The organism is Aeromonas sp. s3, assembly GCF_040907805.1.
Classification (GTDB): Bacteria; Pseudomonadota; Gammaproteobacteria; order Enterobacterales; family Aeromonadaceae; genus Aeromonas; species Aeromonas dhakensis.
Genome location: NZ_JBFOCQ010000027.1, coordinates 346,934 through 372,829, shown reverse-complemented (window position 1 = coordinate 372,829; position 25,896 = coordinate 346,934). Strand labels below are relative to the sequence as shown.

At 63.2% G+C, this 25,896-nt stretch carries 25 protein-coding genes; 9 read left to right on the top strand and 16 right to left on the bottom strand.

Annotated elements, in window-relative coordinates; all coding sequences use genetic code 11:
* Positions 1–116: 116 nt before the first annotated feature.
* From AB5Y98_RS14705 to AB5Y98_RS14695, 3 genes are all read right to left on the bottom strand, one after another.
* Positions 117–320 (bottom strand): hypothetical protein, encoded by a 204-nt coding sequence (locus AB5Y98_RS14705; protein WP_005308127.1) that lies wholly within the window; start codon positions 318–320, stop codon positions 117–119.
* 160 nt (positions 321–480) lie between these two features.
* Complete coding sequence (locus AB5Y98_RS14700) at positions 481–1,197, bottom strand: MarC family NAAT transporter (RefSeq protein ID WP_043170668.1); 717 nt, start codon at positions 1,195–1,197, stop codon at positions 481–483.
* A gap of 135 nt (positions 1,198–1,332) precedes the next feature.
* Positions 1,333–2,649, bottom strand: coding sequence for an MFS transporter (locus AB5Y98_RS14695; RefSeq protein ID WP_010635359.1), 1,317 nt, complete (start codon positions 2,647–2,649; stop codon positions 1,333–1,335).
* 232 nt (positions 2,650–2,881) lie between these two features.
* Here AB5Y98_RS14695 and AB5Y98_RS14690 point away from each other — a divergent pair, with 232 nt between their 5' ends.
* Positions 2,882–3,556 carry an ATP-binding protein gene (locus tag AB5Y98_RS14690; RefSeq protein WP_368232168.1) on the top strand — a complete coding sequence of 225 codons (675 nt, stop codon included), beginning with the start codon at positions 2,882–2,884 and terminating at the stop codon, positions 3,554–3,556.
* Here AB5Y98_RS14690 and AB5Y98_RS14685 read toward each other — a convergent pair.
* The 5 genes from AB5Y98_RS14685 to AB5Y98_RS14665 are packed head-to-tail and all read right to left on the bottom strand — an operon-like array spanning position 3,553 to position 10,034.
* Positions 3,553–4,755 (bottom strand): HD-GYP domain-containing protein, encoded by a 1,203-nt coding sequence (locus AB5Y98_RS14685; RefSeq protein WP_017778514.1) that lies wholly within the window; start codon positions 4,753–4,755, stop codon positions 3,553–3,555. The two genes, AB5Y98_RS14690 and AB5Y98_RS14685, sit on opposite strands and share 4 nt — an antisense overlap.
* A complete protein-coding gene (locus AB5Y98_RS14680; protein WP_368232167.1) occupies positions 4,694–7,354 on the bottom strand; it encodes a response regulator in 2,661 nt (886 codons plus the stop codon). Before AB5Y98_RS14680 ends, AB5Y98_RS14685 begins: the two co-directional genes overlap by 62 nt.
* On the bottom strand, positions 7,355–8,425 hold the full coding sequence (locus tag AB5Y98_RS14675; protein WP_368232166.1) for a SpoIIE family protein phosphatase: 1,071 nt from the start codon (positions 8,423–8,425) through the stop codon (positions 7,355–7,357).
* Between the two features lie 5 nt (positions 8,426–8,430).
* Positions 8,431–8,802, bottom strand: a complete 372-nt coding sequence (locus AB5Y98_RS14670) for an anti-anti-sigma factor (RefSeq protein ID WP_252602404.1) — start codon at positions 8,800–8,802, stop codon at positions 8,431–8,433.
* An 11-nt stretch (positions 8,803–8,813) separates the two neighbouring features.
* Complete coding sequence (locus AB5Y98_RS14665) at positions 8,814–10,034, bottom strand: PAS domain-containing protein (protein ID WP_279699314.1); 1,221 nt, start codon at positions 10,032–10,034, stop codon at positions 8,814–8,816.
* Between the two features lie 141 nt (positions 10,035–10,175).
* Between AB5Y98_RS14665 and AB5Y98_RS14660 the strand changes: the two genes are divergently transcribed.
* Entirely contained in the window at positions 10,176–10,868 is a 693-nt protein-coding gene (locus tag AB5Y98_RS14660; protein WP_368232165.1) for a helix-turn-helix domain-containing protein, read from the top strand.
* Here the strand turns inward: AB5Y98_RS14660 and AB5Y98_RS14655 are convergent.
* Positions 10,834–11,253: a nuclear transport factor 2 family protein gene (locus AB5Y98_RS14655; protein ID WP_139726134.1), complete on the bottom strand. Its 420-nt coding sequence runs from the start codon at positions 11,251–11,253 to the stop codon at positions 10,834–10,836. The two genes, AB5Y98_RS14660 and AB5Y98_RS14655, sit on opposite strands and share 35 nt — an antisense overlap.
* 215 nt (positions 11,254–11,468) lie before the next feature.
* On the opposite strand from AB5Y98_RS14655, the gene aphA reads away from it, so the two are divergent.
* On the top strand, positions 11,469–12,179 hold the full coding sequence (aphA, locus tag AB5Y98_RS14650) for an acid phosphatase AphA (RefSeq protein ID WP_268037906.1): 711 nt from the start codon (positions 11,469–11,471) through the stop codon (positions 12,177–12,179).
* A gap of 63 nt (positions 12,180–12,242) precedes the next feature.
* Here aphA and AB5Y98_RS14645 read toward each other — a convergent pair whose 3' ends face one another.
* Together AB5Y98_RS14645 and AB5Y98_RS14640 are read right to left on the bottom strand one after the other, a co-directional pair.
* Positions 12,243–13,088, bottom strand: coding sequence for a neutral zinc metallopeptidase (locus AB5Y98_RS14645; protein WP_252602393.1), 846 nt, complete (start codon positions 13,086–13,088; stop codon positions 12,243–12,245).
* A 107-nt stretch (positions 13,089–13,195) separates the two neighbouring features.
* A complete protein-coding gene (locus tag AB5Y98_RS14640) occupies positions 13,196–13,459 on the bottom strand; it encodes a hypothetical protein (protein WP_005308154.1) in 264 nt (87 codons plus the stop codon).
* Between the two features lie 173 nt (positions 13,460–13,632).
* On the opposite strand from AB5Y98_RS14640, the gene AB5Y98_RS14635 reads away from it, so the two are divergent.
* A complete protein-coding gene (locus AB5Y98_RS14635) occupies positions 13,633–14,454 on the top strand; it encodes an HDOD domain-containing protein (RefSeq protein ID WP_368232164.1) in 822 nt (273 codons plus the stop codon).
* Between the two features lie 117 nt (positions 14,455–14,571).
* Positions 14,572–15,093, top strand: coding sequence for a GNAT family N-acetyltransferase (locus AB5Y98_RS14630; protein ID WP_336291494.1), 522 nt, complete (start codon positions 14,572–14,574; stop codon positions 15,091–15,093).
* Between the two features lie 110 nt (positions 15,094–15,203).
* On the opposite strand, the gene AB5Y98_RS14625 is transcribed toward AB5Y98_RS14630, so the two are convergent.
* Both AB5Y98_RS14625 and AB5Y98_RS14620 read right to left on the bottom strand, forming a co-directional pair.
* Positions 15,204–15,380 (bottom strand): hypothetical protein, encoded by a 177-nt coding sequence (locus tag AB5Y98_RS14625; protein ID WP_005308161.1) that lies wholly within the window; start codon positions 15,378–15,380, stop codon positions 15,204–15,206.
* A gap of 472 nt (positions 15,381–15,852) precedes the next feature.
* Positions 15,853–17,130 carry a sodium:proton antiporter gene (locus AB5Y98_RS14620; protein ID WP_017785993.1) on the bottom strand — a complete coding sequence of 426 codons (1,278 nt, stop codon included), beginning with the start codon at positions 17,128–17,130 and terminating at the stop codon, positions 15,853–15,855.
* A gap of 203 nt (positions 17,131–17,333) precedes the next feature.
* Between AB5Y98_RS14620 and metH the strand changes: the two genes are divergently transcribed.
* The gene (gene metH / locus AB5Y98_RS14615) at positions 17,334–21,017 is read left to right on the top strand and encodes a methionine synthase (protein WP_368232163.1); all 3,684 of its coding nucleotides are present in this window, start codon (positions 17,334–17,336) and stop codon (positions 21,015–21,017) included.
* Between the two features lie 212 nt (positions 21,018–21,229).
* Positions 21,230–22,126, top strand: coding sequence for a 30S ribosomal protein S6--L-glutamate ligase (gene rimK, locus AB5Y98_RS14610; RefSeq protein WP_016349212.1), 897 nt, complete (start codon positions 21,230–21,232; stop codon positions 22,124–22,126).
* A gap of 72 nt (positions 22,127–22,198) precedes the next feature.
* On the opposite strand, the gene AB5Y98_RS14605 is transcribed toward rimK, so the two are convergent.
* The 3 genes from AB5Y98_RS14605 to AB5Y98_RS14595 are packed head-to-tail and all read right to left on the bottom strand — an operon-like array spanning position 22,199 to position 24,684.
* Positions 22,199–22,756: a hypothetical protein gene (locus AB5Y98_RS14605; protein ID WP_226009112.1), complete on the bottom strand. Its 558-nt coding sequence runs from the start codon at positions 22,754–22,756 to the stop codon at positions 22,199–22,201.
* Complete coding sequence (locus tag AB5Y98_RS14600; RefSeq protein WP_368232162.1) at positions 22,749–23,972, bottom strand: sensor histidine kinase; 1,224 nt, start codon at positions 23,970–23,972, stop codon at positions 22,749–22,751. Before AB5Y98_RS14600 ends, AB5Y98_RS14605 begins: the two co-directional genes overlap by 8 nt.
* A gap of 43 nt (positions 23,973–24,015) precedes the next feature.
* On the bottom strand, positions 24,016–24,684 hold the full coding sequence (locus tag AB5Y98_RS14595) for a response regulator transcription factor (RefSeq protein WP_010635346.1): 669 nt from the start codon (positions 24,682–24,684) through the stop codon (positions 24,016–24,018).
* Between the two features lie 90 nt (positions 24,685–24,774).
* Here AB5Y98_RS14595 and AB5Y98_RS14590 point away from each other — a divergent pair, with 90 nt between their 5' ends.
* Both AB5Y98_RS14590 and AB5Y98_RS14585 read left to right on the top strand, forming a co-directional pair.
* A complete protein-coding gene (locus AB5Y98_RS14590; protein ID WP_010635345.1) occupies positions 24,775–25,191 on the top strand; it encodes a hypothetical protein in 417 nt (138 codons plus the stop codon).
* 85 nt (positions 25,192–25,276) lie between these two features.
* Positions 25,277–25,756, top strand: a complete 480-nt coding sequence (locus tag AB5Y98_RS14585) for a hypothetical protein (protein WP_043170693.1) — start codon at positions 25,277–25,279, stop codon at positions 25,754–25,756.
* Positions 25,757–25,896: the final 140 nt, after the last annotated feature.

The following is a 25,896-nucleotide window of genomic DNA, read 5'->3' as shown; positions in this document are numbered from 1 at the left end:
GTGAGCGGTACTCCCGTGATCGCCAAACCCCCGGCCAGGTGCCGGGGTTTTGCTATCCGGGATCATGGGAAACAAAAAGCCCCGGCAAGGGCCGGGGCTGCAGATACGGGGCTCGGTCAGTTGACTGAAATGGCGCGGGCGTCGATGAAGAAGCGCGCGTTGCCTTGTTGGTCGACCCTGATCTGGGCAACCAGACGATCGCTCTGTTTGTACTCCCACCGGCTCTTGATCCGGGTCAGAGCGGGGCTGGCGGCACCGACCACGTTCAGATATTCATGAAACAGGCTGTAGCTTCCAATCTCGGTCAGCATCTTTTCCATTTGCACATCTCCTGAAGTGAGTGGGTGTCCATCCACAAACCTACCAAGCACACTCTGAATCGAATCTGTATAAAAAACAAACTAACTCATTTGTGTGTCAGCAACATGATCAGGCGCAAGATCAGCGCCGATTTTTGCGCATTTATGACACCGTTTTCAGTCAGGGCTGGCGCGGATCCTGCAGTTGATCAAGGGTGCCGGATACGTGTGGCAACGCGGGTGCCATTTGTACCGTCGGCGCACTGTGGAACACCGGATCCTGGGCCACCTCCTTGATGCCGTTGATGCAGAACTGCATACCCATGCAGACCAGCAAGAAGCCCATGATCCGGGTCATGGCGTCGATGCCGGTGGCGCCCAGGATCTTGCAGACAGGGTCCGCCAGCTTGAGCACGCCCCAGCTGAGCAGGCTCATCAGGGCGAAGGCGGTGACCATGGCGGCATAGATGGTGAAGCGGTTGTATTCGTCCGGCAGCTCGGCGATCTGGGCGGCGCCGCTGATCACCAGCGCCATGGTGCCGGGCCCGCACATGCTGGGCATGGTGAGCGGCACGAAGGCGATGCTCTGGTTGATGTCGACCCCGTCCGCCTGGCTGGGGGCCGGGAACAGCATGCGAAAGCCGATGAAGGCGATGATGAGACCGCCGGCCAGGCGCAGGCCAGGAATGGAGATCCCGAACAGATCCAGGATGGAGGAGCCGATGAAGAAGCTGACGCAGAGGGTGCAGAACAGATAGATGGCGGCCAGGTTGATCTGGCGGCGCACGTGTTCGCGCGACATCCCCTTGCTCAGCCCCAGCAGCAGGGTGGCCGTGGTGGGCGGGTTGACCATGGGCAGCAGCGCCAGCAAGGCGAGAAATACGACCTGAAAGAACATCATGAACCTCGAATGACTGGGGGGCGGAGTAGTCCCGGGCCGTCGAGGGGCCCGAGAGGGAGGCTATCTTAAGTCGGCCAACCTGAACACAGGCGGTATGAAAAAAGCCCCGCACTGGGCGGGGCTCGGGAGGATTCAGGCGGCCTGCGGCGCGCTCTGGCGCTGACTGCGCTGCTGCAGCCAGAGCCACAGGCCGATGGCAAAGCCCAGCACCGACAGGCTTACCACGTAGTGGGAGGGGGCCAGCATGTCGCTCTTCATCCAGAGCGTGACCAGCATGGGGGTGAGGCCGCCGAAGATGGCGTAGGCCACGTTGTAGGAGAACGACAGCCCGGAGAAGCGCACCACCGCCGGGAAGGCGTTGACCATGACGTAGGGCACGGCGCCGACGATCCCTACCGCAAAACCGGCCAGGACATAGAGCGGCACCAGCTGGCTGGTGTCACTCGCCAGCCCGTGATAGAAGGCGTAGCTGGCGCCGGCCAGCAGCAATGAACCCAGCATGAAGGTGGGGCCGCTGCCGAGGGCATCGATGAGCCGGCCATAGACGATGCAACCCAGCGTCAGGGCCAGAATGGCCAGCGAGTTGGCGGTCAGTGCATCGGCCGGGCTGATGCCGTGCACCTTCTGCAGATAGGTGGGGGTCATCAGGATCACCACCACTATGCCGGCGGAGAGCAGCCAGGTGAGCAGCATGGAAATCACGACGCTGCCCTTGTGGCTGCGCAGCACCGTCTTGAGCGGCAGCTCTTCCGCCAGCGCCTTGTTGGCCTGCATCTCGGCAAAGACCGGGGTCTCGTGCAGCCAGCGGCGCAGGTACATGGCGACGATGCCGAACACCCCGCCAAGCACGAAGGCCAGACGCCAGCCCCAGTCGCTCACCTCGCTCGGGCTCATGCCGCGGTTGATGGCGGTGGCCACCAAGGAGCCGAGCAGGATGCCGGCCGTCAATCCCGCGGTGAGGGTGCCGCAGGCGACCCCGATCCGGCGGGCGGGTACGTGCTCCGCGACGAACACCCAGGCGCCGGGCACTTCACCCCCGATGGCGGCCCCTTGCAGGATCCGCAGCAGCAGCAACAGCAGGGGGGCGGCGATGCCGAGCACGGCGTAGGTGGGCAGCAGGCCGATCAGCAGGGTGGGCAGCGCCATCATGATGATGCTCAGGGTGAACATCCGCTTGCGGCCGATGAGATCGCCAAAGTGAGCCATGATGATGCCGCCCAGCGGACGGGCCAGATAGCCGGCGGCGAAGATGCCGAAGGTCTGGAACTGGCGCAACCACTCGGGAATGTCGGCGGGGAAGAAGAGCTCGCCGATCACCACGGCGAAGAAGACGAAGATGATGAAGTCGTAAAATTCGAGGGCACCGCCCAGCGCCGCCAGGCTCAGGGTCTTGTAGTCCTGTCGGTTGAGGGGACGGCTGTGGTCGTAAGCTTGCGTGACTGTCGTCATATCCTTATGTTTCCCATCGTCTTTTTAGTTATTGTTCCCCATCCTTGCAGGGGACACGCTCACTACCGAGGGTATGCTTTTGCATCCCGACCTGTAAATCGCACAATTCGCAACACTGTCTTGCAGCTTTTTGGTGCAGCAAGGCGAGGGCGGGTACCGCGCCCGGGGCGAATGACAACCAAGGTGCGCCGGCTGGCCGCCAGTGCCCGGCCACCGGATTGCTGGAGATATCATGACGAAGACCAAGGTGCTGCTCTCCTGGAGCAGCGGCAAGGACAGCGCCTGGGCGCTGCACACATTGCGGCAGGATCCTGCCATCGAGGTGGTGGGGCTGTTCACTACCCTCAACCAGGCATTCGAGCGGGTGGCCATGCACGGGGTGCGCAAGCAGTTGCTGCTGGCTCAGGCCGAATGCGTGGGATTGCCGCTGACCACCATCGACCTGCCCTGGCCCTGCAGCAACGAAGATTACGCCCGCATCATGACCGACTTCATCGCCGACGTGGTGGCGCAGGGGATCCGCCACATGGCGTTTGGCGATCTCTTTCTCGAAGACGTGCGCGCCTATCGGGAGCGGCAGCTGGCGGGGACGGGGATCACACCGTTGTTTCCGCTGTGGGGCAGCAAGACAGGCGAGCTGGCGCAACAGATGATGGCGGCAGGGCTCAGGGCCAGGATCAGCACCCTGGATCCGCGCAAGCTGCCTGCCACCCTCGGCGGGCATGAGTTTGATGCGGCCTTGCTGGCGACGCTGCCCGACGGGGTGGACCCGTGCGGCGAGAACGGCGAGTTTCATACCCTGGCCTGGGATGGCCCCATGTTCCGCCAACCGCTGGCCATCCGGACCGGCGAGACGGTGGAGCGGGACGGCTTCGTCTTCACCGATCTGCTGCCCGCCACCGCCTAGTCGCGGTTGGGCTCCCGTTCGCCCTTGTCGTCGTTGTAGCGCAGGGCGATCTCGTGGAACTGCTGGTGGATGGAGGCAAAGGCGTCCGTGATGTCGGGGTCGAAGTGGTTGCCCCGTCCGGCCAGTATGATGGGCACCACCTCCTGGTGGGACATGGCGGCCTTGTAGCAGCGCTTGCTGATGAGGGCGTCGTACACGTCGGCCAGCGCCATCAGTCGGGCCGAGAGGGGGATCTCGTCGCCGATCAGGCCGTAGGGATAACCGGTGCCGTCCCACTTCTCGTGGTGGTAGCAGGCGATCTCCTTGGCCAGCCGCAGGAACTCCACCTCCACCCCGAGCGCCTCCTCGGCATGGACGATGGCCTCCTTGCCGAGGATGGAGTGGTGTTTCATCTGGGCAAACTCCTCTTCATCCAGCTTGCCGGGTTTGAGCAGGATGCGGTCCGGTACGCCGACCTTGCCGATGTCGTGCAGGGGGGCCGACTTGAACAGCAGATCTATGGTCTTGGGGGTCAGCTCGGCATGGAAGCGGGGGTGATCGCAGAGGGTCTCCGCCAGCAGCCGCACATAGTGCTGGGTGCGCAATATGTGGTTGCCGGTCTCGTTGTCGCGGGTTTCGGCCAGCGAGGCGAGGGAGTGGATGGTGATGTTCTGGATCAGCTCGTTCTCCCGGGTGCGCCGCTCCACCTCCTGCTCCAGATAGGCGTTCTGATCGTGCAGCAGATCCCGCGCCGCCTTCAGCTCCAGGTGGTTTCTGACCCTGGCCAGCACGATGGCGGGGGAGATCGGCTTGTGGATGTAGTCGACGGCCCCGAGTGCCAGGCCGTGCGCCTCCGCGCTCTCCTCCACCTGGGCGGTCAGGAATATCACCGGGATCTCCCGCGCCTGCGGCATCTCCTGTAGCGCCTGCATCACCTGGTAGCCATCCATCTGGGGCATCACCACGTCGAGCAGGATCAAGTCCACCCGGGGGCCGGTCGAGAGGATCTCCAGCGCCCGCTGGCCGCTGATGGCTATCTTGACCCGATAGTGGGGGCTGAGCAGGGCGCTGAGCAGGGAGAGGTTCTCCGGCGTGTCGTCGACCACCAGCAGGGTGGGTTTGGTATCTGGATCCAGCAAGTTGAGCATGATGGTGCCCTCACTCTTGGTTGAACAGATCGGGTCTGAGGGCCCGGACTTGTTGCAGATGAGCCAGTGCATCGTCGAAACGAAAACGGCTCATGGCCTCACCGATGGCTGACGCCCTCTCCCCCAGCAGGGGGGCGAGCCGGGCCTGATGGCGCTGAAACAGGGTGAAGGCTTCGGCATCATCCTCCAGCAGCAGCCCGGTGAGCCGGTTCAGTAGGGGAGCGGTATCGATCTTCTCCTGCTCGGGCTGCTCGGGTACTTCGTCTGGCAGCAACTGCAGCAGCCCCTGCGCCAGTTGTGCTTGCAGTTGCAGCCCCTGTTCGGCCAGTGGCAGCAGAGCGGCAGCCTCGTCACCCCGGGTGATGGCGTTTTCCAGTGTGGCCGCGATCTCCTGCAATGATTCGGCGCCCAGGGTGGCCGCTATTCCCTTGAGGGTATGGGCATGCCGGTGTGCCTCTTCCCGTTCGTCTGCCTGCAAAGCGGTCAGCAGGCTTGCCATGGGTTGCGTACCCTGCTGGGCGAAGCGCAGCAGCAGATCCTGATACCAGCCCCAGTTGTTCATCAGCCGCTGCAAGGCCCGTTCGGCATTGAGCCCGAGCTCGCACAGCTGTGGCAGCAACGACGATGCCGGGGGCGGTTGCGACGTCTTGAATCTGGCCCCGACCTCGCGACTGAAGGAGGTTGCCCAGCGTTGCAGGGCGTCATAGAGCTTGTCGGGATCGATAGGCTTGGCGATGTGATCGTCCATGCCGGCGGCGAGGCAGCGCTCGCGATCGCCGGCCATGACGTTGGCGGTCATCGCCAGGATTGGAATGTGTTGCCCGGTTCCCTCTTGCTGGCGCAGTTGCCGGGTAGCGGCCAGCCCATCCATCACTGGCATCTGCATGTCCATCAGGATCAGGTCGTAGGGAGCCTTGGTCGCCATATCCAGTGCGATGGCACCATTGCTGGCCACGCTCACTTTGGCGCCGACCGCCTGCAGCAGCTCCAGCGCCACCTGTTGATTGAGCTCGTTGTCTTCCGCCAGCAGGATCCGCAGACCGTCGAAGCGATAGTGATGGGTCGCCTGATGCTTGAAGGAGAGGGTCGCGGCCTGTTGCCCGAACAGGCCGATGACGGTATCGAACAGCACGGAGGCGCAGACCGGCTTGACCAGTACCCGATCAAAACCGGCAGCATCGGCCTCGCGAAAGATCTCCTCGCGCCCGTAGCCGGTCACCATGACCCGATAGGGGCGCCGGCCCGCACCTCGGGCGATGAGACGACGCCCCGTCTCGATGCCGTCCAGTCCCGGCATGCGCCAGTCCAGCAGCACCACCTCATAGGGGGTTCCCTGCTGCTCGGCATCCGCGATCATCTGCAGGGCCTGTTGGCCGGACTCTGCGGTGTCCACCACAAAGCTCATGCCGCGCAGCAGGGCGGCCAGTATGGTACGGGCACTGGCGCTGTCGTCGGCCACCAGCATGCGGCGGCCGCGCAGATCCAGGCTCGGCAGATAGCGGGATCTGCGCCTGCCGCGGCCGAGCCTGGCGGTAAACCAGAAGGTGCTGCCCTGGCCCGGCTCGCTCTGCACGCCCACCTCACCCCCCATCAGGCCCGCCAGCTTGCGGCAAATGGCAAGGCCAAGCCCGGTGCCGCCGTACTTGCGGGTGGTGGAGCTATCCGCCTGCTGGAAGGACTGGAACAGCCGCTGCTGCTGCTCCTGGCTCATGCCGATCCCGGTATCCTGCACCGAGCAGTGCAGCAGTACCTCCTGCGGCAGCTTCTCCAGACAGCGGACCTTGACCAGGATCTCTCCCTGCTCGGTGAACTTGACCGCGTTGTTGGCGTAGTTGATGAGGATCTGGCCGAGACGCAGGGGATCGCCATAGAGCAGGGTGTCGAGCTGGTGGTCGACCTCGAACAACAGCTCTATGCCCTTGGCTTCCGCCTTTTCACCCACCAGGGTGGCGAGGTTTTCCAGCACGTGGTCGAGATCGAACTCGATCCGTTCCAGATCCAGCTTGCCCGCCTCGATCTTCGAGAAATCCAGGATGTCGTTGATGATGCCGAGCAGGTGCTGCGCGGCACGCTGGATCTTGCTGACATAGTCGAGCTGCTGCGGATCGAGCCGGGTCTGCAGGGCGAGGTGGGACATGCCGAGGATGGCGTTCATAGGGGTGCGGATCTCGTGGCTCATGTTGGCGAGAAATTCGCTTTTGGCCCGGGTCGCGCTCTCCGCCAGTTCATAGGCCTGCTCCAGCTCCTGGTTCTTGGCCTGCATCACTGCAAACAGCTCTTCCCGGGTCGGTTCGGCGAATTGCTGCTGCATCTGTTGCTGTCGCCCGGCATCTGGCCAGTGCGGCAACCGGCAGACCAGGGCGAGGAGATTGTCGGCGTGCACCTCCAGCCGGATGCTGCCCGGATGCATGTCGGCAGGGGCGGGGGAGAGCGGGACATCGGCCGTGAGGGTGAGCCACAGCTCCTGCGCCTCTGGTTCCAGCCACAGCTGCAGTTGCAGTGGATCCGAGGTCGCCATCAGCTGGCGCACCAGCTCTGAGGTTGCCCCTGCCAGCGGGGCCACGAAGGTCGGCGATTTATCGAGGCAGGTGAGCACCTGGATCACCTTGCGCCGGGCGGTGAGGGCCGCCGCAGGGCCGGACAACAGGGTTTCACCGATCAGTTGCCGCATCTACTTCTCCTCTGCCGGCAGCACGCGCAACACGATGCAGCTGGCATCGTCGGTGCTGCGGCCGCTGTGGGCGATGACCTGGTGGGCCAGCGTGGCGGGTTCGGCGGCGAGATCCAGTGCGCCGTCGCGCAGATTGAGGGATTCGCTGATGCCGTCCGAGTAGAGCATCACCACGTCCCCGGCGACGAGGGGCTGGCGCTGCAGCAGGGGGGTGGGGAAACGCTCCCCCAGCACCCCGTCGCGGGAGATGCCGCGCCAGGGGGCGTGACCGCGCAGACGGATGCGGGTATTGCCGATGCCGGCATAGCTCAGCTCACCCCGCTTGCCGTTGACCAGCGCCACGCCGGCGGCGGCGCCCCGGGTACCGATGCAGCGCTGGTGCAGCAGTTGCAGCAGACGGGCGGGTTCCTGTTCACGGGTCTGCTGCAACGTCGCTTCCAATATCTGTACCAGCTGGTTGGCAGAGGCGCCGTGACCGCTTACGTCGATCAGGACCAGCGACACCCCCTCGGGCCCCGGCCGGATGAACGCCAGATCGCCGGAGACCCGCTCCGGATAGCAGGGGCGGTTCTCGCTGGCCCATGCCAGGTCAAGGCCGGCATGCTGCTGCCCCGTGCACGAGAGGGGAGAAACCGGCCTTGGCTCCACGGGGGCCGCACCCAGCCACTTGCGGGCCTGTACCAGGGTACCCCCCTCCGGCGGGGTGCTGATGGTGAGTTCAGACATCATGCGCCGCACGCCGGGCAGCCCCAGCCCCAGGGTACCCGAGGTGCTGTAGTGCTCCTGCATGGCTTGATGTATGTCGGGTATGCCGGGGCCCTGATCGCGGGCGATGATGTCGATGCAGGGGCGTCCTCTGGGATGGTGGAGGGTAAGGGTGATCTCCCCCCGTTCGGCATACTTCAGGATGTTGCTGCCAAGCTCGGATACCACGGTGGAGAGCATGGTGCGATCCACCTCGGAGAGGTCGACGATGAAGGGGAGGCGACGCACCGCCATCACCGTCAGGTGCAGATCGATGTCGTGACGCAATGGGTAGCGGGCCTGCTGGGTGCTCAGCTCCTGCTCCATGGTGCCTACTCCTCACCCTTGAGGGTGCGGGCATGGGCGAAGGCGTCGTCCATGTCGAGAAAGCAGCGCAGCGGCCCCGGCTCGGCGTCGGCCAGCGCCAGGAAGGCGGCGATCCCCGCATTCAGCCCCACCAGCAGGCAGACGGCTCCCAGCAGGCGGCACACCTGGGCCAGTTTGCGAACCTGCCGAAACTCGTGGTGATCGAGCAGCATGACCCCGGAGAAGTCGAACAGCACCGCGTGCTGGCGCCCCTGCACCAGCCGCAGGGAGAGTGCCTGCGTCAGTTGTTGCATGCCTTCGTCACCGAGGTCTGGCCGCATGCTGACGACGATGCAGTCGGCCACGTCGGCGATGCCCAGATCGTTGTTGAGCAACATGGGCGGCGCTCCTAGAGGGTGGATCCGACCCGCTTGAGGGCGATCTCGAACGCATCCCGCAGGGTCGCCGTGGTACGGATGTCACCGACCGAGACCCCCAGCTCCACCATGGTGCGGGCGATGGCTGGCGAGACGCCGGAGATGATGGCCTCGCACCCCATGAACTGGGTGGCCTTGGTGATCTTGATCAGCTGATTGGCGACCCCGGTGTCCACGGTGGCGACCCCGGCGATGTCCAGCACGAAGACCCGGGCCCGGGTCTCGGCTATCTTGGTCAGCGACTTGTTCATCACGTCGGCGGTGCGCATGGAGTCGATGATCCCCACCAGCGGCAGCAGCAGGATCCCGTCCCAGATGGGGGTCACCGGGGTCGACATCTCCTGCAGCGACTTGTGCAGCTCCTCGCGTACCCTGGCGGCCTCTTCGGCCTCCTCCATGGCGCGCTTGAGCTGGTGATGCTGCTCCACCTGAGCCGTGATGTCGGTGGCAAACTTGACGATCTTGCTGGGTTTGCCGGTCAGATCCAGCACCGGGTTGTAGGATCCCTGGATCCAGACCTCCTGCCCCTGCTTGCCGATCCGGCAGAACTCTCCCACCAGGTATTCGCCGCGGCGCAGGGTCTCCCAAAAGGCGCCATAATCGGCCGACTGGGCATAATCAGGATCGACCAGCAGCCTGTGGTGCTTGCCTTTCAGCTCCTCCAGCTGATAACCCACGATCTCGAGAAAGCGCGGGTTGGCATCGAGAATGGTGCCATCCAGCGAGAACTCCACCTTGCCCATGACCCGGCTCAGGGCGTTGAGCTGCCCCTCGAAGTTGGCGTTGAGCTGTTTCTGCTCGGTCAGATCCATGCTGTATTCGATGATCCGGCTCAGCGCGCCCTGCTCGTCCAGCAGGGGGCTGCAACTGCCCCGCAGCCAGATGTCCTGGCCGTGCCGATCCAGCCGGTGAAACTCTCCCTCCTGCTCCCTGCCCGCCTTCAACGCCTCCCAGTGGGCGGCATGAGCAGGCGAGTCGAGCACGTCGTGCGGCAACAGCATGGCGTAATGCTGGCCCTTGAGCTCGCTTAGCTGATAGCCCATGATGGCGAGAAAACGCGGGTTGGCGTCCAGGATCTGCCCGTCAGGAGAGAGTTCGAGTCTGGCCATCAGCTGGTCGATGGCATCGAGCCTGGCCTGGGGTGAAGAGGGAGTCGCTGTGTTCGGGTGGGCAACGGCGGTGTGCACGTCCATGGTATCTCCAATAAAAGGCGCAATTGACTTGAATGTCACTAGAAAGCGTACAGCAGTTATAGCCCACCGGGACGAGAGCGTGGGACAAGAAGTGCCGAAAGAACCTGTCTGCGGGTGGGCCCTGGGCCTGGGGGCTTCGTCATGAACCTCCTGTATCGCGACTACCCCCAGGGGGCACTCACGTCCCTTCACTGTCACGACGGCCCGCAGTTTTGCTACCTGCATCGGGGCGGCGGCGTGATCAGCAGTCAGGCGACAGGCGTGCTGCTGGTGGCGGGTCAGCTCTGTCTGATCCCGGCCGGACTTGCCCATGAGTTCAGGGTGCTGCGCCACTCCCAACTCAGTCTGGTCTATCTGGATGACCTGGATGGAGGGGGCGAGTTGACGACCCACCAGGTGAGCCCGCTGCTGGCCGGCCTGTTCGAGCGGCTGGCAGACATGGCGGAGCCGGGCCTCAGGGATGCCTATCTGACGGTACTGGCAGCCGAACTGAGACAAACGCCGGCGGCGACCGGATTCATGCTGAGCGCGACGTTGGACGTGCGGCTGCTGAGGGTGCTGGAGCGGGTCTGCAGGCGCCCTTCCATCGAATACGGGTTGGCGGAGCTGGCTGCCGATTCAGGTGCCTCGGTGCGCACCCTCAACCGGCTGTTCAGTCAGCAATTGGGCTGCAGCTTTCGACAATGGCGGCAACAGGTGGTGATGGGGCGAGCCCGCCAGTTGCAGCAACAGGGCCAGCCGCTGTCGCGGATAGCCCTTGAACTGGGGTACGGGGATTTCAGCGCCTTTTCTCACGCCTTCAATCGTTGCTTGCGGGAACCGACGGGGCCGTGAGACGGGAGCCGAGATCCCGGTCGGTCGGCTCCCCCGCCAGCAGGCAGGTCAGCTCATCGGTGTGACTCAGGCGCTCGCCCTGAAAGGTAAACAGGGCGCTCACCTTGCACTCGACCCGTGCGCCGTCGTGACGCCAGGCCCGCACCCGATGCAGGGAGTGCACCCGGTTTCCCTCTGCCAGCAGCGAAACAAAACGGATCTCGCAGCGGGCCAGGCTCTGGCGCAGGGCCAGCAGGTGTTGTTCGAAGGCGGCGCGATCCAGCCGCTGCTCATCCACCAGCTGGACATAGTCCGGGCAGAACCAGTGATCGAGTTCGGCCGGGGTGAAATCGGGGTCGCAGATGACCCGGTTGAGGCAGGCTTGCAGTCGTTGCTTGTAATCCATGATGGGCTCCTGAGTGGATGGGAGCGGCCAGTATGGGGCCTGTGGTCTGCTCCGACCTTGGCGTCTACGCCATCCTGTTTGGCGATTGCGCCAAGATGGGGGCTTGCGGTGGTGATGCGTGCCACCTGGCCCTGTTTTGTGGCGGGTTTCACGGTTTCCTGTGCCGGCATGGGGCAGGATCGGCCCCCTGTTTCCTTCATGTGACGAGTCGTATCATGTCCGCATTGCCCCGTTTTGCCCTGCTTGCCTCCCTGGTTGCCGCCAGCCTGACCCTGCCTGCCGTGGCCGTCGAAGCTCCGGCCAGCCCTGCCGGTGTCACTGCGGTGACCCTGTCCCAGCAGGCGCCCATTCACTGGGTGTCGGTGGCGCAGATTGCCAGGAGCCTGGATGGGTTGCCGCCGATGGCGGTCGGTTTTGACATCGACGACACCCTGCTCTTCTCCAGCCCGGGGTTTTATCGCGGCAAGCAAGAGTTCTCCCCCAACGACGAGAGCTACCTGAAGAACCCCGCCTTCTGGGAGAAGATGAACAACGGTTGGGACGCCTTCAGCGTGCCGAAAGAGGTGGGCAAGGCGCTCATCGCCATGCACCTCCAGCGCGGCGATCACATCTATTTCGTTACCGGCCGTTCGGCCACCAGGACCGAGACCGTCAGCCAGACCCTGCAGCAGACCATGAACATTCCGGCCGACCAGCTCAACCCGGTGATCTTCGCCGGTGACCAGCCGGGCCAGAACACCAAGGTGCAGTGGCTCAAGGAGAAGCAGATGAAGGTCTTCTACGGCGATGCCGATGGCGACATCAAGGCCGCGCAGGAGATCGGTATTCGCGGCATCCGGCTGCTGCGCGCGGCCAACTCCACCTACCGGCCGCTGCCGCTGGCTGGCGCGTTGGGGGAGGAGGTGATCGTCAACTCCCAGTACTGATGTTCATCCCTGCATGAGAAAAGGGGCCGGATCCTGTCAGGATCCGGCCCCTTTTTTGGGCGTCTAGCGGGCGGCGAAGGTGTTGCAGCTGGCGGGCTTGCCGCTGTCAAAGCCGCGCTTGAACCAGGCGTAGCGCTGGGCCGAGCTGCCGTGGGTGAAGCTGTCCGGGATCACCCGGCCCTGGCTCTGCTGCTGCAGACGATCGTCGCCGATGGCCTGGGCGGCGTTGAGCGCCTCCTCCAGATCACCGGTTTCCAGCACCTGTTCCCGCTCCATGTAGTGGCCCCAGACACCGGCAAAACAGTCGGCCTGCAACTCGAGTTTGACCGATAGCTTGTTCTGCTCGGCCCGGCTCAGCCCCTGCTGCTGTTCACGCATCTTGCGCTCGATGCCGAGCAGGTTCTGCACGTGGTGGCCCACCTCGTGCGCCACCACGTAGCCCTGGGCGAAGTCGCCGTCGGCTCCCAGCTTGTCGCGCATCTCCTGATAGAAGGAGAGATCGATGTAGACGGTGCGATCCGCCGGGCAGTAGAAAGGCCCCATCACCGACTGACCCTGGCCGCAGCCGGTACGGGTTGCACCGCGATAGAGCACCAGTTTGGGGGCCTGATAGCGGCTACCGCTCTGCTGGAAGATCTCGCCCCAGGCATCCTCGGTGGAGGCGAGCATCACCGAAGTGAACCTGGCGAGGGGATCCTTGGCCGGCTGAGACATCTCCTGACGCTGGGGCGGGGTCTGGGATGCCGGCTCGTTGAGCAGGGGGGAGAGATCCACCCCGTAATAGCCGGCCACCATGACCACCACCAGCAGGATCAGACGCCCCTTGCCGCCGATGGGGATCCCGCCACCGCCCCCCTGCTGGCGCCTGTCTTCCACATTGTTGCTCTCGCGGCGATCTTGCCAGCGCATATGCTTGCTCCCCTGCTGTCCGGTGGCAGTAATGATAATGGCTGGCGGGGGGGCTTGCCTAACGGGAACAAGTCGGCGGCCGGGTTGCTGCCGGCGGGCAAGAAGGTTTATTCGGCCCAGGGCATCTCGGGCAGGGAGTCCAGAAACTGGCCGTAGCGCTCGAGGTTGAAGGGGCCCTGATCCGCTTCCATCGCCATCAGCTCGGCCCCCAGGGCGCAGGCGATATATTGCAGCGCCTCCTCGCGCGGGGTGCCCTTCATCACCAGCCGCATCAGGGTCGCCTTGACCTGCAGCGGGTGGCCGTCGCTGAGCTGGTTGTCGACCATCTCCAGCAGGGTTTGCTCGTCGAAGAACTCGGTGGGTTCGCTCATGTGCTGTGCCTCGTCATGTCATAAGGGATGCCAGTATAGCGATATAGCTATTAACACATTGAAATATTTCGATAAAAACATTTCGGTATGGGCTGTTTTTGTTACTCATAATTAATGTGGGTTTGCGGTCTGCAAACGACAACCATCATGAAATCGCATGGACGGATACCAATATGCCCACCATAGACTCGCTGTTATCCAAGCCCCAGAACCTGCCCAACGTGCCCGAAGTCATGCGCGAACTGGTGCAGACCTTCAATGAGAAAGAGCCGGATATCCTGTTGATTGCCAAGAAGATCAACAAGGATCCGGTGATCTCCGCCAAGCTGCTTCGGCTGGCCAACTCCGCTAAGTTTGGTGGCAGTCGCCAGGTCGCCACCGTCAACGAGGCCGTGGTGCGGCTCGGGGTCGACGTGGTGCGCAACATGGTGTTCGCCTGCGGCCTGACCGGCTCCATCGGTGCCGTGCCCGGCATCGAGCTCAAGCACTTCTGGGGCAAGGTGTTCGACGTGGCCGAACTGGCCAGGCGGCTGGCCAAGCTGAAGGGCATGAAGGGGGAGGAGGTGTTCACCTGCGCCCTGCTCTACGATATGGGGCGGCTCATCATGCACGTGGGGCTGCCGGAGAACATGGTGAACCACATCAAGGATCTGGAGCCCAGCAAGGGACGCGCCAAGGCCGAGGAGCTGGTGGTCGGCTTCAACTATGCCCAGACAGGGGCCGAGATGGCCAGGCGCTGGCAATTCCCCCTGAGCATCTGCCATGCGGTGGAGTGCCACTACAACCCCTTGCTGGCCAAGGAGTTCTCTGCCGAGGCTGCGATCATCCATCTGGCCATCGCCCTGGCGGCGCAGTCGGATGTGGGGGAAGCGGCACCGCCCGAGTGGCCAACCCAGGTGGCCGAGCGACTCGGCCTCGCCTGGCCCGATTGCGCCGCCGTGTTCGTGGCGCTGCGCGAGCAGGGCAACGGTTATGCCGGCTTGCTGGCGGCCTGACGCCACCCATTTCATCGACCAGGGCCGCACCGCGGCCCTTTTTCATGGTGACGGCCTTGCCAATGAGCGGTTGCGGGGGCAGTCTTGGGGCCTGTCTCTTCTAAGCGAGCCCTTGCCATGATCCTCTCCGAGCGCCTGGAACTGCGCGAACTGGCGGTTGCCGATGCCTCCTTCATTCTCGAACTGCTCAACGATCCCGACTTTCACCGCTACATCGGCGATCGGGGCATCCGCACCCTGCAGGATGCCGAAAACTACATCCAGCAAGGGCCGGCGGTCAGCTATGCCCGTCATGGTCACGGTCTCTATCTGGTGGCAAGGCGCAGCGACGGAGCCAAGCTCGGCATCTGCGGCCTGATCAAGCGCGATACCCTACCTTGTGAAGACATCGGCTACGCCTTCCTGCCCGCCTGGCGCGGTCAGGGTTATGGCATCGAAGCGGCGCTGGCGGCGCTGCAGGATGGTCGGGAGCGGCTCGGCATCGAGCGAGTGGTAGCCATCGTCACTCCGGGCAACGCGCGTTCGGTGGCGCTGCTGGCCAAGCTAGGGCTGGTGCAAAGCCGGTTGGTCAAACTGGCCGAGGATGCGGATGAGTGTCTGTTGCTGGAGGCTGAAGGGGTAGAGGCTTGCCCGATCTGAGGGGCTGTGGCATGGCTGGCAGGATATCAGCAGTGCCGGGGGAATGAGGCAAAGAGGCCGCCGTGAGTTGCGGCCTGTCTGCATCGGGCGCTGCCGGTGGGCAGGCAGGATCAGTTGAGCTCTTCGATGGAGAACTCGCCGGCAATGCCGTCACAGGAGACGGCGAAGCCGCCGCTGAAACGGGTGCTGAACTGGATCAGAAACGCATCATAGTCGTGCTCTTGCACGGGCAGGTTGATGGGCTTGCTGCGACGCAGGGGTTTGCGAGTTTGTACGCTTTTCATCATGGTATTTCTCTATATAAATTAAGTTTTTGCTCCTTGTATTGGCAAATGTCAGGTCGATGGGCGCGGTCAGCAAGATAGCGGACGAGCGCGCAGGAATACCCAGCCCGGTTCAGGGGCGTCTGCACTTTCAAGGAATGCGCCAAGGACCACGCGGATGCATGATGCTACTTGGGAGTGGGCAGATCGGGTCTGCACCGTGAGAGCCGGGCAACGCAGGCGGACAGCCTGAACGGTTCTCAGGGCGAGTAAATCAGAAGAAGGTTATGCGGGTACTGACAGGATTCATCGTGAGGTGAAGCATTGCAGGGCAAACATAAACAGGGCTGATTAACTAGCCGGCGCGCATTCTCTCCTCGACATGGGTAAAAAGCAAACAATTATTTGCAGTTTTTCCTTCACGGCCGTCTGGCGGCCACAAAAAGGGCTCCCGAAGGAGCCCTTTTTTCATCATCCGTTGACCTCAGCCGATGGCTCAGTAGTCGCCGCAGGCCTTCTTGGCTGCGGTGATCATCGGGGTGATGGTCATACCCTGTACCACGATGGAGAACATCACCACCGAGTAGGTCATCACCAGGATGACCTGGCGCAGGTCGACGCCGTGCTCCGGCAGCATCATGACGCCGGACGGCAGTGCCAGCGCCATGGCCATGGCCAGACCGCCGCGCAGGCCGCCCCAGGTGAGGATCCGCACCGAGAAGGTGTTGTAGCTGCGGAACTTGCGGAAGGCCACATAGGGCAGCGACACGCTGATGAAGCGGGCGGCCAGGCAGAGCGGCACCGCGATGACCAGCAGGATCCAGTCTTGCCAGGCCAGATCCAGCAGCACCAGCGCCAGACCGATCAGCAGGAACAGCAGGGCGTTGAGGAACTGGTCCATCAACTCCCAGAAGTGATCCAGGTGATGGCTGCTCTGTTCGGAGAAGCCGCTGTGACGAGTCCAGTTGCCGATCATGATGCCGGTCACCACCATGGCCAGAGCGCCGGAGACGCCGATCATGTTGGCGAAGGCGAAGCCGGCGGTCGGGATGCAGAGGGTCAGCAGCAGCTCCAGCGAGCCGTCATCGGTGGCGCTGATCATCACGTGAGCGATGAGACCCAGCACGGCACCGAACAGGATGCCGCCGAGGGCCTCATGCAGGAACAGGCCGGCCACGCTGCCGAAGGTGGGCTCGACGCCGCCAAAGGCCACGGCAAACACGGTGGCGAAGATCACCAGACCGACACCGTCGTTGAACAGCGACTCCCCCTCAATCTGGATGGCGATCTGGGGTGGTGCCTTCATCTTCTTGACGATGGCCAGCACGGCGATGGGGTCGGTGGGGGAGATCAGGGCACCGAACAACATGCAGTAGACCAGCGGTACGTCCCAACCCAGCAGCTTGGCGATGAACCAGAAGCCATAGCCGATGAGGAAGGTGGAGAGCAGGGTCGCCAATATGGCCAGAATGGTGATTTCCCACTTCTGGCTACGCAGGGCTTTCAGGTTGATCCCGAGACCACCGGCGAACAGCAGGAAGCCCAGGATCCCCTTCAGCAGGAAATTCTGGAAGTCGATGCTCTCCATGGTCTTGACGGCCAGGGGTTCCAGATTGAACCAGCCCAGCTTACCGAACAGCACCATCAGCGCGGAGATCAGCATGGAGCCCGCAGTGATGGCGATGGTGGTCTGGATCTTCACAACATACTGATTGGCAAAGGCGATAAAGATCGCCAACGCTGCCAGGAAGCAGAGTGTGTAGTAGACGCTCATAGTTATTTTTCTCTTTAGTAAACAGCAAGCACGTATCCCTATTGAGGACGGGCATAGGGTACTCTTGGGTCACATGTTACTCATTACCCATTTGTGAGTATATAGAGCGCCGATATAGACAGATAGACGGCTAGATTTCCATTTGATTTGTTTGCTGTTAGGATGCTGTTTACGCAGTTGCATGGATGTAAGAGGAACGAGCGGTGTCGAACAAAAAGTCGGATGTGACAAACAAGCTGGAAGCCTGTCTCAGGGAGCGGATCCTGATCATCGACGGGGCCATGGGCACCATGATCCAGGGCTACAAGCTCGGCGAGGCGGACTACCGGGGGGAGCGGTTTGCCGACTGGCATACCGACATCAAGGGCAACAACGATCTGCTGGTGCTGAGTCGCCCCTCTGTCATTCGCGAGATCCACGATCAGTACTGTGCCGCCGGCGCCGACATCCTCGAGACCAACACCTTCAACGCCACCCGCATCGCCATGGCCGACTACGAGATGGAAGATCTCTCGGCCGAGATCAACCGTGAGGCGGCCCGGCTGGCCCGCGCCGTGGCGGACGAGTGGACGGCGAAAGAGCCCCACAAGCCGCGCTTCGTGGCAGGCGTCCTGGGGCCCACCAACCGTACCGCCTCCATCTCGCCGGACGTGAACGACCCCGGCAAGCGCAACGTCACCTATGACCAGCTGGTGGCCGCCTACACCGAATCGACCCACGCCCTCATTGAGGGCGGCGCCGATATCATCCTGATCGAGACCATCTTCGATACCCTCAACGCCAAGGCGGCCGCCTTCGCGGTGGATCTGGTGTTCGAGGAGCTGGGCTACAGCTTGCCGGTGATGATCTCCGGCACCATCACGGACGCCTCCGGTCGCACTCTCTCGGGCCAGACTACCGAGGCCTTCTACCATTCGCTGCGCCACGTCAAACCCGTCTCCTTCGGTCTCAACTGCGCGCTGGGGCCAGACGAGCTGCGTCAGTACGTGGAGGAGCTCTCCCGCATCAGCGAAACCTTCGTGAGTGCCCACCCCAACGCCGGTCTGCCGAACGCCTTTGGCGAGTACGACCTCGACGCCGCCGAGATGGCGGAGCATATCCGCGAGTGGGCCCAAAGCGGCTTTCTCAACCTGGTGGGCGGCTGCTGTGGCACCACCCCGGCCCACATCCGCGCTATGGCGGACGCCGTGGCGGGCATCAAGCCTCGCGCCCTGCCGGATCTGCCGGTGGCCTGCCGGTTGTCGGGCCTGGAGCCCCTCATCATCACCCCTGAATCCATGTTCGTGAACGTGGGGGAGCGCACCAACGTCACCGGCTCGGCCAAGTTCAAGCGGCTCATCAAGGAGGGTCTCTATGACGAGGCCCTGGATGTCGCCAAGCAGCAGGTGGAGAACGGCGCCCAGATCATCGACATCAACATGGACGAGGGGATGCTGGACGCCGAGGCGGCCATGGTGCGCTTCTTGAACCTCATCGCCGGCGAGCCGGACATCGCCCGGGTGCCGGTGATGATCGACTCCTCCAAGTGGGAAGTGCTGGAGGCCGGTCTCAAGTGCGTGCAGGGCAAGCCGGTGGTCAACTCCATCTCCATGAAGGAGGGGGTGGACAAGTTCATCGAGCAGGCGAAACTGCTGCGCCGCTACGGCGCCGCCGTCATCGTGATGGCGTTCGACGAGGTGGGGCAGGCGGATACCCGCGCCCGCAAGTTCGAGATCTGTCAGCGCGCCTACCGCATCCTGGTGGATCAGGTGGACTTCCCGCCGGAAGACATCATCTTCGACCCCAACATCTTCGCGGTGGCGACCGGCATCGACGAGCACAACAACTACGCGGTGGACTTCATCGACGCGGTGAAGGACATCAAGGATAACCTGCCCCACGCCATGATCTCCGGCGGCGTCTCCAACGTCTCCTTCTCGTTTAGGGGCAACGAGCCGGTGCGCGAGGCGATCCACGCCGTCTTCCTCTACCACGCCATCAAGAACGGCATGGACATGGGGATCGTCAACGCCGGCCAGCTCGCCATCTATGAAGACATCCCGGCCGAGCTCAAAGAGAAGGTTGAGGCGGTGGTGCTCAACCTCAATGACAACGCCACCGAAGAGCTGCTGGCCATCGCCGAGAAGTACCGCGGTGCCGGCGCCCAGGCCGAGGATCCGCGGGAGCAGGAGTGGCGCAGCTGGCCGGTGGGCAAGCGGCTCGAACACGCCTTGGTGAAAGGCATCACCGACTTTATCGAGGAGGACACCGAAGAGGCGCGTGCCGGGGCCGAGCGGCCGCTGCACGTCATCGAGGGGCCGCTGATGGACGGCATGAACGTGGTGGGCGATCTGTTCGGCGCCGGCAAGATGTTCCTGCCCCAGGTGGTGAAGTCGGCCCGGGTGATGAAGCGGGCGGTGGCCTACCTGCAACCCTACATCGAGGCGGAGAAGTCCGGCGGCTCCAGCAACGGCAAGATCGTGCTGGCCACCGTGAAGGGGGACGTGCACGACATCGGCAAGAACATCGTCGGCGTGGTGCTGCAGTGCAACAACTTCGAGATCATCGACCTCGGGGTCATGGTGCCTTGCGAGACCATCCTCAAGACGGCGCGGGAGGTGGGGGCTGACATTATAGGCCTGTCGGGCCTCATCACCCCGTCGCTGGACGAGATGGTGCACGTGGCCAAAGAGATGGAGCGCCAGGGCTTCAAGCTGCCGCTGCTCATCGGCGGCGCCACCACCTCCAAGGCTCACACCGCGGTGAAGATAGAGCAGAACTACTCCGAGCCCGTGGTCTATGTCTCCAACGCCTCCCGCGCCGTGGGGGTGGCCCAGAGCCTGCTGAGCGAGGATCTCAAGCCCGCTTTTGTCGCCCGCATCGACAAGGAGTACGAGATTGCCCGCGAGCAGCACGCTCGCAAGCAGCCGCGCTCGCGCCCCATCACGCTGGCGGAGGCCCGCGCCAACCGCCATCAGCTGGACTGGGTGGGGTATGAGCCGCCGGCGCCCCGGGAGCTCGGCGTACAGAAGTTCGAGAACGTGCCCATCTCGGTGCTGCGCCCCTACATCGACTGGACGCCGTTCTTCCTCAGCTGGGAGCTGGCGGGCAAGTTCCCCCGCATTCTGGAAGATGAAGTGGTGGGGGAGGAGGCGACGCGCCTCTTTGCCGACGCCAACGCCATGCTGGACCAGCTGGAGAAAGATCAGAGCGTGCGCTGCGCCGGCATCATAGGCCTGTTCCCCGCCAACGCCGTGGGAGACAGCATCGAGGTCTACACCGACGAGTCGCGCACTGAAGTGAAAAAAGTGCTGCACCACCTGCGCCAGCAGAGCGAGAAGCAGGGTTTCCCCAACTACTGTCTGGCGGACTATGTGGCGCCGAAGGAGAGCGGCAAGCCCGACTGGATCGGCGCCTTCGCGGTGACCGGCGGCATCGGCGAGGAGGCCATCGCCAAGGCCTACAAGGCGGATCACGACGACTACAACGCCATCCTCATCCAGGCGGTGTGCGACCGCCTGGCGGAGGCGTTCGCCGAGTACCTGCACGAGCAGGTGCGCAAAGTGCACTGGGGCTATGCCCCGGACGAGGCGCTCTCCAACGAGGAGCTGATCCGCGAGAACTATCGTGGCATCCGCCCGGCGCCGGGTTACCCGGCCTGCCCGGAGCACACCGAGAAGGGGAGCATCTGGGAGCTGCTGGACGTGGAACAGGCCATCGGCATGCAGCTCACCGAGTCCTACGCCATGTGGCCGGGGGCAGCGGTGTCCGGCTGGTACTTCTCCCACCCCGACAGCAAGTACTTCGCGGTGGCCCAGATCCAGCGGGACCAGGTGGAGGACTACGCCGTGCGCAAAGGGATGACCCTGGCAGAGGCCGAACGCTGGCTGGGGCCGAACCTGCACTGAGGGGTCGGCCCGATTGATCCTCGCTGAAGGAGGCGGCATCCAGACCAGTCTGGTGCCGTCGTTTGACAAGCGGGTGACAGCGGGATGGCAGCGCACGTTTCTGTGTGGTTTGTCTTGTTGTCAGGAGAAACAATTGGCGTTGTCTTGGCGCTGTGGCACCTTATACTCTCCCGCCCCATCCTGCCCAGGCACTGCCTTCTAGCGGAATTGTCATGAAGATCGCCATTTTATCCCGTGAGCCCAACAACTACTCCACCCGCCGTCTGGTCGAGGTGGCGCAGGCGCGCGGTCATCAGGTCGAGGTGCTCGACACCCTGCGCTGTTACATGAACATCGCCTCCCACAACCCCTCCATCCACTACGAAGGACGGGAACTGGAGAGCTATGATGCGGTGATCCCGCGCATCGGGGCCAGCATCACCTTCTACGGCACCGCCGTGCTGCGCCAATTCGAGATGATGAACACCATGGCACTCAACAGCTCGGTGGCCATCTCCCGCTCCCGCGACAAGCTGCGGGCCATGCAATTGCTTTCCCGCCACGGCATCGGCCTGCCGGTGACCGGCTATGCCCACAGCACCCACGACGTGCCCGACCTCATCACCATGGTGGGCGGTGCGCCCCTGGTGGTGAAGCTGCTGGAGGGAACCCAGGGGATCGGCGTGGTGCTGTGCGAAACCCAGAAGGCCGCCGAGAGCGTGATCGAGGCCTTCATCCAGACCAACAACAACATCCTGGTGCAGGAGTACATCCGCGAGGCCAACGGCGCCGACATCCGCTGTCTGGTGGTCAACGGCAAGGTGGTGGCCGCCATGCGCCGTCAGGCCCAGCCGGGGGAGTTTCGCTCCAACTTGCATCGGGGCGGCACCGCCGAGGCGATTAAGATAAGCCCGGAAGAGCGGGCCACCGCGGTGCAGGCCGCCAAGATCATGGGGCTGGACGTGGCCGGGGTGGATATCCTGCGCAGTGCCCGCGGCCCGCTGGTGCTGGAGGTCAACTCCTCCCCTGGCCTGCAAGGGGTGGAGGCTGCCTCCGGCAAGGACGTGGCCGGCAAGATCATCGAGTTTCTCGAGCTCAAGGCGAGTCGCAAGCACAAGCCGGCGGAGTGACGCCGGGCTTGCCGCCAACGCATTGCAAACAGGGCGCCTTCGGGCGCCCTGTTGTTTTTGGAATGAATTATTTTATATCTGAGTAGGTTGACGCTGGCTACCTTCCTGCAACAGTGCAAGATAGTGTTCAAGATTACTTGCGACTTTCTCCAGCACCTTTGGTAGGTATGGTATTAGATTTGTGAATCCAGAATGTTCTGGACCTCCATGATAATGTCTGCAGTGCTCAAGGATGGCTTCTTGTTCTTCGGCTGAAAGTTGCTTCATCGGGTCACGATTGTTGTAATCATGGAAATTGGATAAGTGAATGAATGCGCAACCAAATTTGTACACTGATTTCGTCCAACCTTGGAGCTGCTGAGCTAATTCAACCATTTCTCGATCTGTTACGCGACCCCTACCATTAGATTGCTGCCATTGTTGGCCATTAACGGAAGCCTCTATTAGGAGAGTTTGTCGGGAGGGCTCCTGACTCAGTAAGTAAATGACTCGTACCATGGAATCCAATTCTTGCCGAAGGACTGCAATCATTTGGCTTGGAATATTCGCTGAGCTAAGAAGCTGCATTGCTTTTCTATGGTCATGGGAACGATTAAGTATTTGTCGGATAAAGATGTCTTTTTCATGCATGTGAATTTGACCTCATAACCAGCCTGGCGCTGAAGATGCCGCCCTCCAGCCGGGTCTCTATCTGCCAGCCCAGCTTCTCGCAGATGCGCTGGATGATGGTGAGGCCGCAGCCGTAACCGAGGATCTGATCCGGCGCGGCGGCGGTGGGGTTGCTGATGGTGAGCAGGGGGCCGACCAGCTCGATGTCGATGTGCCCCTCGGCGTAGCTGAGGGCATTCTTCAGCAGGTTGCCGAGCGCAATGGCGAGCAGAGAGAGGGGGGCCAGCGCCTCGCTCTCATCGTCCAGTTGCAGCCGGATATCCAGCTCTTCCCGCTGCAGCAGCGGGGCGAGACGGGCCAGCTCCCGGCGTATGAGCGGCGCCACCTGCTGGGGCGGGCGCTCCACCTCTTCCTTGCGGCCCAGCAGCAGAAAAGTCTCGGTGAGCAATGCCATCTCATCGGCGGCGGCGCGAATGCGGGTGGTGGCGCGGGCTGCGGGCGCCGGCAGATCGCTCACCTTGCCGAGCAGGGCGGCCGAGCCCTGGATCACCATGTTGGGGGTGCGCAGCTCGTGACTGGCGAAGCGGCTGAACTCCTGCTCGCGGGCAAACACGGCCGCCACCTCCTGTTTGCCGGCCAGCAGCGCCAGCTCTATGTCCCTGAGCTCCTGCCAGGGGGCGTCGGGCACGAAGTCCGCCTGATCCGGGGTGAGGTGAGCGACCCGCTGTTGCAGCCGCTGCAGCGGCCGGGTGATGTGGCGCACCAGCCAGATGCCGAAGCCGATGCAGCCGAGCAGCAGGGTCAGCCCGATCAGCCGGGTGGCCAGGTGCAGCTGATCCTCGTAGGGATCCAGGTAGTCGTCGGCGTCGTCGTTGAACACCAGATAGAGCAGCCCCTTACCGGACGGATGGGGCCGCACCAGGAAGTGTTTGTCCTCGTCCCCCAGCACGTGTTCGTAGAAGCCCGGGCTCTGGTAGGGTTTGAGCCAGACCGGCAGGCGGCCGGCCTCGGTCCAGTAGCTGGAGAACTGGCGCGGGCTGGGGGCGGGGGCCGCCATGCCGAGCCGCAACCAGTCGTCGCTGTAGCGGGTCACCTCGGCCTCCAGCCAGTGACGCAGGCTGAGCTCCTCCATCTTGTCCTCGGCCACCACCATCAGCAGGCTGATGATGATCAGCAGCAGCAGGCCGGCACCGCTCAGGGTGAGGATCAGGCGACGGCGCAGGCTGGGCAGGCTCATGACGGCCTCCCTGTGGGCAGGTTCAGGCAGCGCTGGCGGCCCGTCATGGGGTCACCAGTCGATAGCCCTGGCCGTGCAGGGTTTCCAGCATGGGAGCAGGGAAGGGCTTGTCGAGGGCGTTGCGCAGGGCATAGATGTGGCTGCGCAAGGCGTCGGAGTCCGGCTCCTCGTCGCCCCAGACGGTGTCGAGCACCTCCTGGCGGGTGACCAGCGCGGGGGCCCGGCGGGCCAGCAGGGTGAGGATCTGGAACGGGATCTTGCCGAGCTTGAGCTCGACCCCGGCCCGGGTGGCGCGGCCGCTGGCGGGATCCAGGGTCAGCTCGCCCACGCACAGCGCTCCCATGTCGCTGCGGGGGCCGCGCAGGGCCAGCGCCTGCAGCCGCACTTCCAGCTCCTCCATGGCGAACGGCTTGACCAGGTAGTCGTCGCCGCCGGCCTTGAAGCCCGCCAGCTTGTCATCCAGGCTGTCGCGGGCGGTGAGAAACAGCACTGGGGTTGGGATCCCCTGCTCCCGCAGGCGGGCCACCGTGCTGAGACCGTCGAGGCGCGGCATCATGACGTCCATGATGATGACGTCGAAGCGCTGCTCGGCCAGCAACTGCAGGGCCGCCTGGCCGTGGTAGGCGCAGTCCAGCCGGTGGCCAGCCAGCTCCAGATAATCCATGATGGTTTCCGCGACCTGGGGATTGTCTTCCACCACCAGTATTTTCATGCTTTGATCTCCTGGTTCCGACCGCCATTTCACGGTCATCTCACACCGGATGAGGCATCCTGTGTGGCAGTGTAACCCCGAGGATCCCCGATGAAGAAGTCTCTCTGCACTCTCCTGCTGCTGATCTTGCTGCCATTCGGCGCTGCGCAGTCGGCGGAGTTCAAATTGACCGGCCGCACCACCTGGCAGCTGGGCCAGCTGATGGTCAACGGCATTCCCTTTGTGCTCGACGAACAGACCCGTTTCAAGGACGGGCTGAGAGAGGACGATCTCGGCGGTACCTGGGTCGACCTGGAAGGGGTGGTTGAGGGCGAGCTGCGGCTTATTCGGGAGGTCGAGAAGCTGGAGGAGGATGACGAGATGGATCTGGAAGGGCCGGTGGAACAGGGGCGGATCTGGGGTTATGTTACCTCGGACGACAGCCTGGCCCCGTTCGAAGGACGCTGGCTGGAGCTGGAGTGCAAGTTTGACGGCATGCGCCTGAGCCGCTGCCGCGAGGATGATTGACGCACGGCAAGACGAACCGGGCGGAAAAAACCACTCAGCGGGCCCATAGTTAAACCTCGCACGGTTTCACTATGGGCCTTTTGCTATGACACGCACCTCCCTCCTGCTGCTGGCGCTGCCGCTCTGCGCTCTGGCCGCCGATGGCGAACTCTGGCTGGTGGAGCTGGAACACAACGATGGCCTGCGCCTGCAGTTTCAGGGGGCCGAACTCGAGCTCGGCAATGCCGCGCTGAGCGGGGTGGCAGGCAACGATGAACTCAGACCCGGCATGCGTCTGGCCATCCTCAGCCGTGATGGAGTCGCCGAGCGCATTGGCATGGCCGACGCCATCGCCGGATTCTTGCCGACCAGCCAGTGGCGCCGGGCCGAAGCCTCCCTGCTGGCCGTCACGGGCCGCGCCCTGCGGTTGCAGGGGCTTGGCGTGCTGTCCTTCGATGACGATACTCGCTGGCTGAATGGCAGCCCGGCCGACCTGCAACCGGGCCGCAAACTGGTGCTCAGTCGTAACCTGCAGGGCCGCCTGACCGAGATCCTGATAGCCAATCCGGAAGATGAACCAGAATAAGAGCCATGTCATCCCGCTACTTAATATATATATTGCTAAATTAGAAATATCTATTTGTCTATATTCTGAAGTATGATTAAGTGATGAATAAAATAATAAAGTGAATGCTCTGATATTATTTTTGTTAATATCAAAAAGCC

What these genes read in the sequence shown, in the direction of transcription:
- AB5Y98_RS14595 (WP_010635346.1), bottom strand. Translation starts at nt 24,684, where the DNA reads ATGAAAATACTGGTGGTGGAAGACAATCCCCAGGTCGCGGAAACCATC.
- AB5Y98_RS14620 (WP_017785993.1), bottom strand. Translation starts at nt 17,130, where the DNA reads ATGAGCGTCTACTACACACTCTGCTTCCTGGCAGCGTTGGCGATCTTT.
- AB5Y98_RS14590 (WP_010635345.1), top strand. Translation starts at nt 24,775, where the DNA reads ATGAAGAAGTCTCTCTGCACTCTCCTGCTGCTGATCTTGCTGCCATTC.
- AB5Y98_RS14660 (WP_368232165.1), top strand. Translation starts at nt 10,176, where the DNA reads ATGAACCTCCTGTATCGCGACTACCCCCAGGGGGCACTCACGTCCCTT.
- AB5Y98_RS14700 (WP_043170668.1), bottom strand. Translation starts at nt 1,197, where the DNA reads ATGTTCTTTCAGGTCGTATTTCTCGCCTTGCTGGCGCTGCTGCCCATG.
- aphA (WP_268037906.1), top strand. Translation starts at nt 11,469, where the DNA reads ATGTCCGCATTGCCCCGTTTTGCCCTGCTTGCCTCCCTGGTTGCCGCC.
- AB5Y98_RS14655 (WP_139726134.1), bottom strand. Translation starts at nt 11,253, where the DNA reads ATGGATTACAAGCAACGACTGCAAGCCTGCCTCAACCGGGTCATCTGC.
- AB5Y98_RS14630 (WP_336291494.1), top strand. Translation starts at nt 14,572, where the DNA reads ATGATCCTCTCCGAGCGCCTGGAACTGCGCGAACTGGCGGTTGCCGAT.
- AB5Y98_RS14605 (WP_226009112.1), bottom strand. Translation starts at nt 22,756, where the DNA reads ATGCATGAAAAAGACATCTTTATCCGACAAATACTTAATCGTTCCCAT.
- AB5Y98_RS14640 (WP_005308154.1), bottom strand. Translation starts at nt 13,459, where the DNA reads ATGAGCGAACCCACCGAGTTCTTCGACGAGCAAACCCTGCTGGAGATG.
- AB5Y98_RS14665 (WP_279699314.1), bottom strand. Translation starts at nt 10,034, where the DNA reads ATGGACGTGCACACCGCCGTTGCCCACCCGAACACAGCGACTCCCTCT.
- AB5Y98_RS14600 (WP_368232162.1), bottom strand. Translation starts at nt 23,972, where the DNA reads ATGAGCCTGCCCAGCCTGCGCCGTCGCCTGATCCTCACCCTGAGCGGT.
- AB5Y98_RS14685 (WP_017778514.1), bottom strand. Translation starts at nt 4,755, where the DNA reads ATGCACTGGCTCATCTGCAACAAGTCCGGGCCCTCAGACCCGATCTGT.
- AB5Y98_RS14670 (WP_252602404.1), bottom strand. Translation starts at nt 8,802, where the DNA reads ATGTTGCTCAACAACGATCTGGGCATCGCCGACGTGGCCGACTGCATC.
- AB5Y98_RS14625 (WP_005308161.1), bottom strand. Translation starts at nt 15,380, where the DNA reads ATGATGAAAAGCGTACAAACTCGCAAACCCCTGCGTCGCAGCAAGCCC.
- AB5Y98_RS14690 (WP_368232168.1), top strand. Translation starts at nt 2,882, where the DNA reads ATGACGAAGACCAAGGTGCTGCTCTCCTGGAGCAGCGGCAAGGACAGC.
- AB5Y98_RS14680 (WP_368232167.1), bottom strand. Translation starts at nt 7,354, where the DNA reads ATGCGGCAACTGATCGGTGAAACCCTGTTGTCCGGCCCTGCGGCGGCC.
- AB5Y98_RS14645 (WP_252602393.1), bottom strand. Translation starts at nt 13,088, where the DNA reads ATGCGCTGGCAAGATCGCCGCGAGAGCAACAATGTGGAAGACAGGCGC.
- AB5Y98_RS14695 (WP_010635359.1), bottom strand. Translation starts at nt 2,649, where the DNA reads ATGACGACAGTCACGCAAGCTTACGACCACAGCCGTCCCCTCAACCGA.
- AB5Y98_RS14705 (WP_005308127.1), bottom strand. Translation starts at nt 320, where the DNA reads ATGGAAAAGATGCTGACCGAGATTGGAAGCTACAGCCTGTTTCATGAA.
- rimK (WP_016349212.1), top strand. Translation starts at nt 21,230, where the DNA reads ATGAAGATCGCCATTTTATCCCGTGAGCCCAACAACTACTCCACCCGC.
- AB5Y98_RS14635 (WP_368232164.1), top strand. Translation starts at nt 13,633, where the DNA reads ATGCCCACCATAGACTCGCTGTTATCCAAGCCCCAGAACCTGCCCAAC.
- AB5Y98_RS14585 (WP_043170693.1), top strand. Translation starts at nt 25,277, where the DNA reads ATGACACGCACCTCCCTCCTGCTGCTGGCGCTGCCGCTCTGCGCTCTG.
- AB5Y98_RS14675 (WP_368232166.1), bottom strand. Translation starts at nt 8,425, where the DNA reads ATGGAGCAGGAGCTGAGCACCCAGCAGGCCCGCTACCCATTGCGTCAC.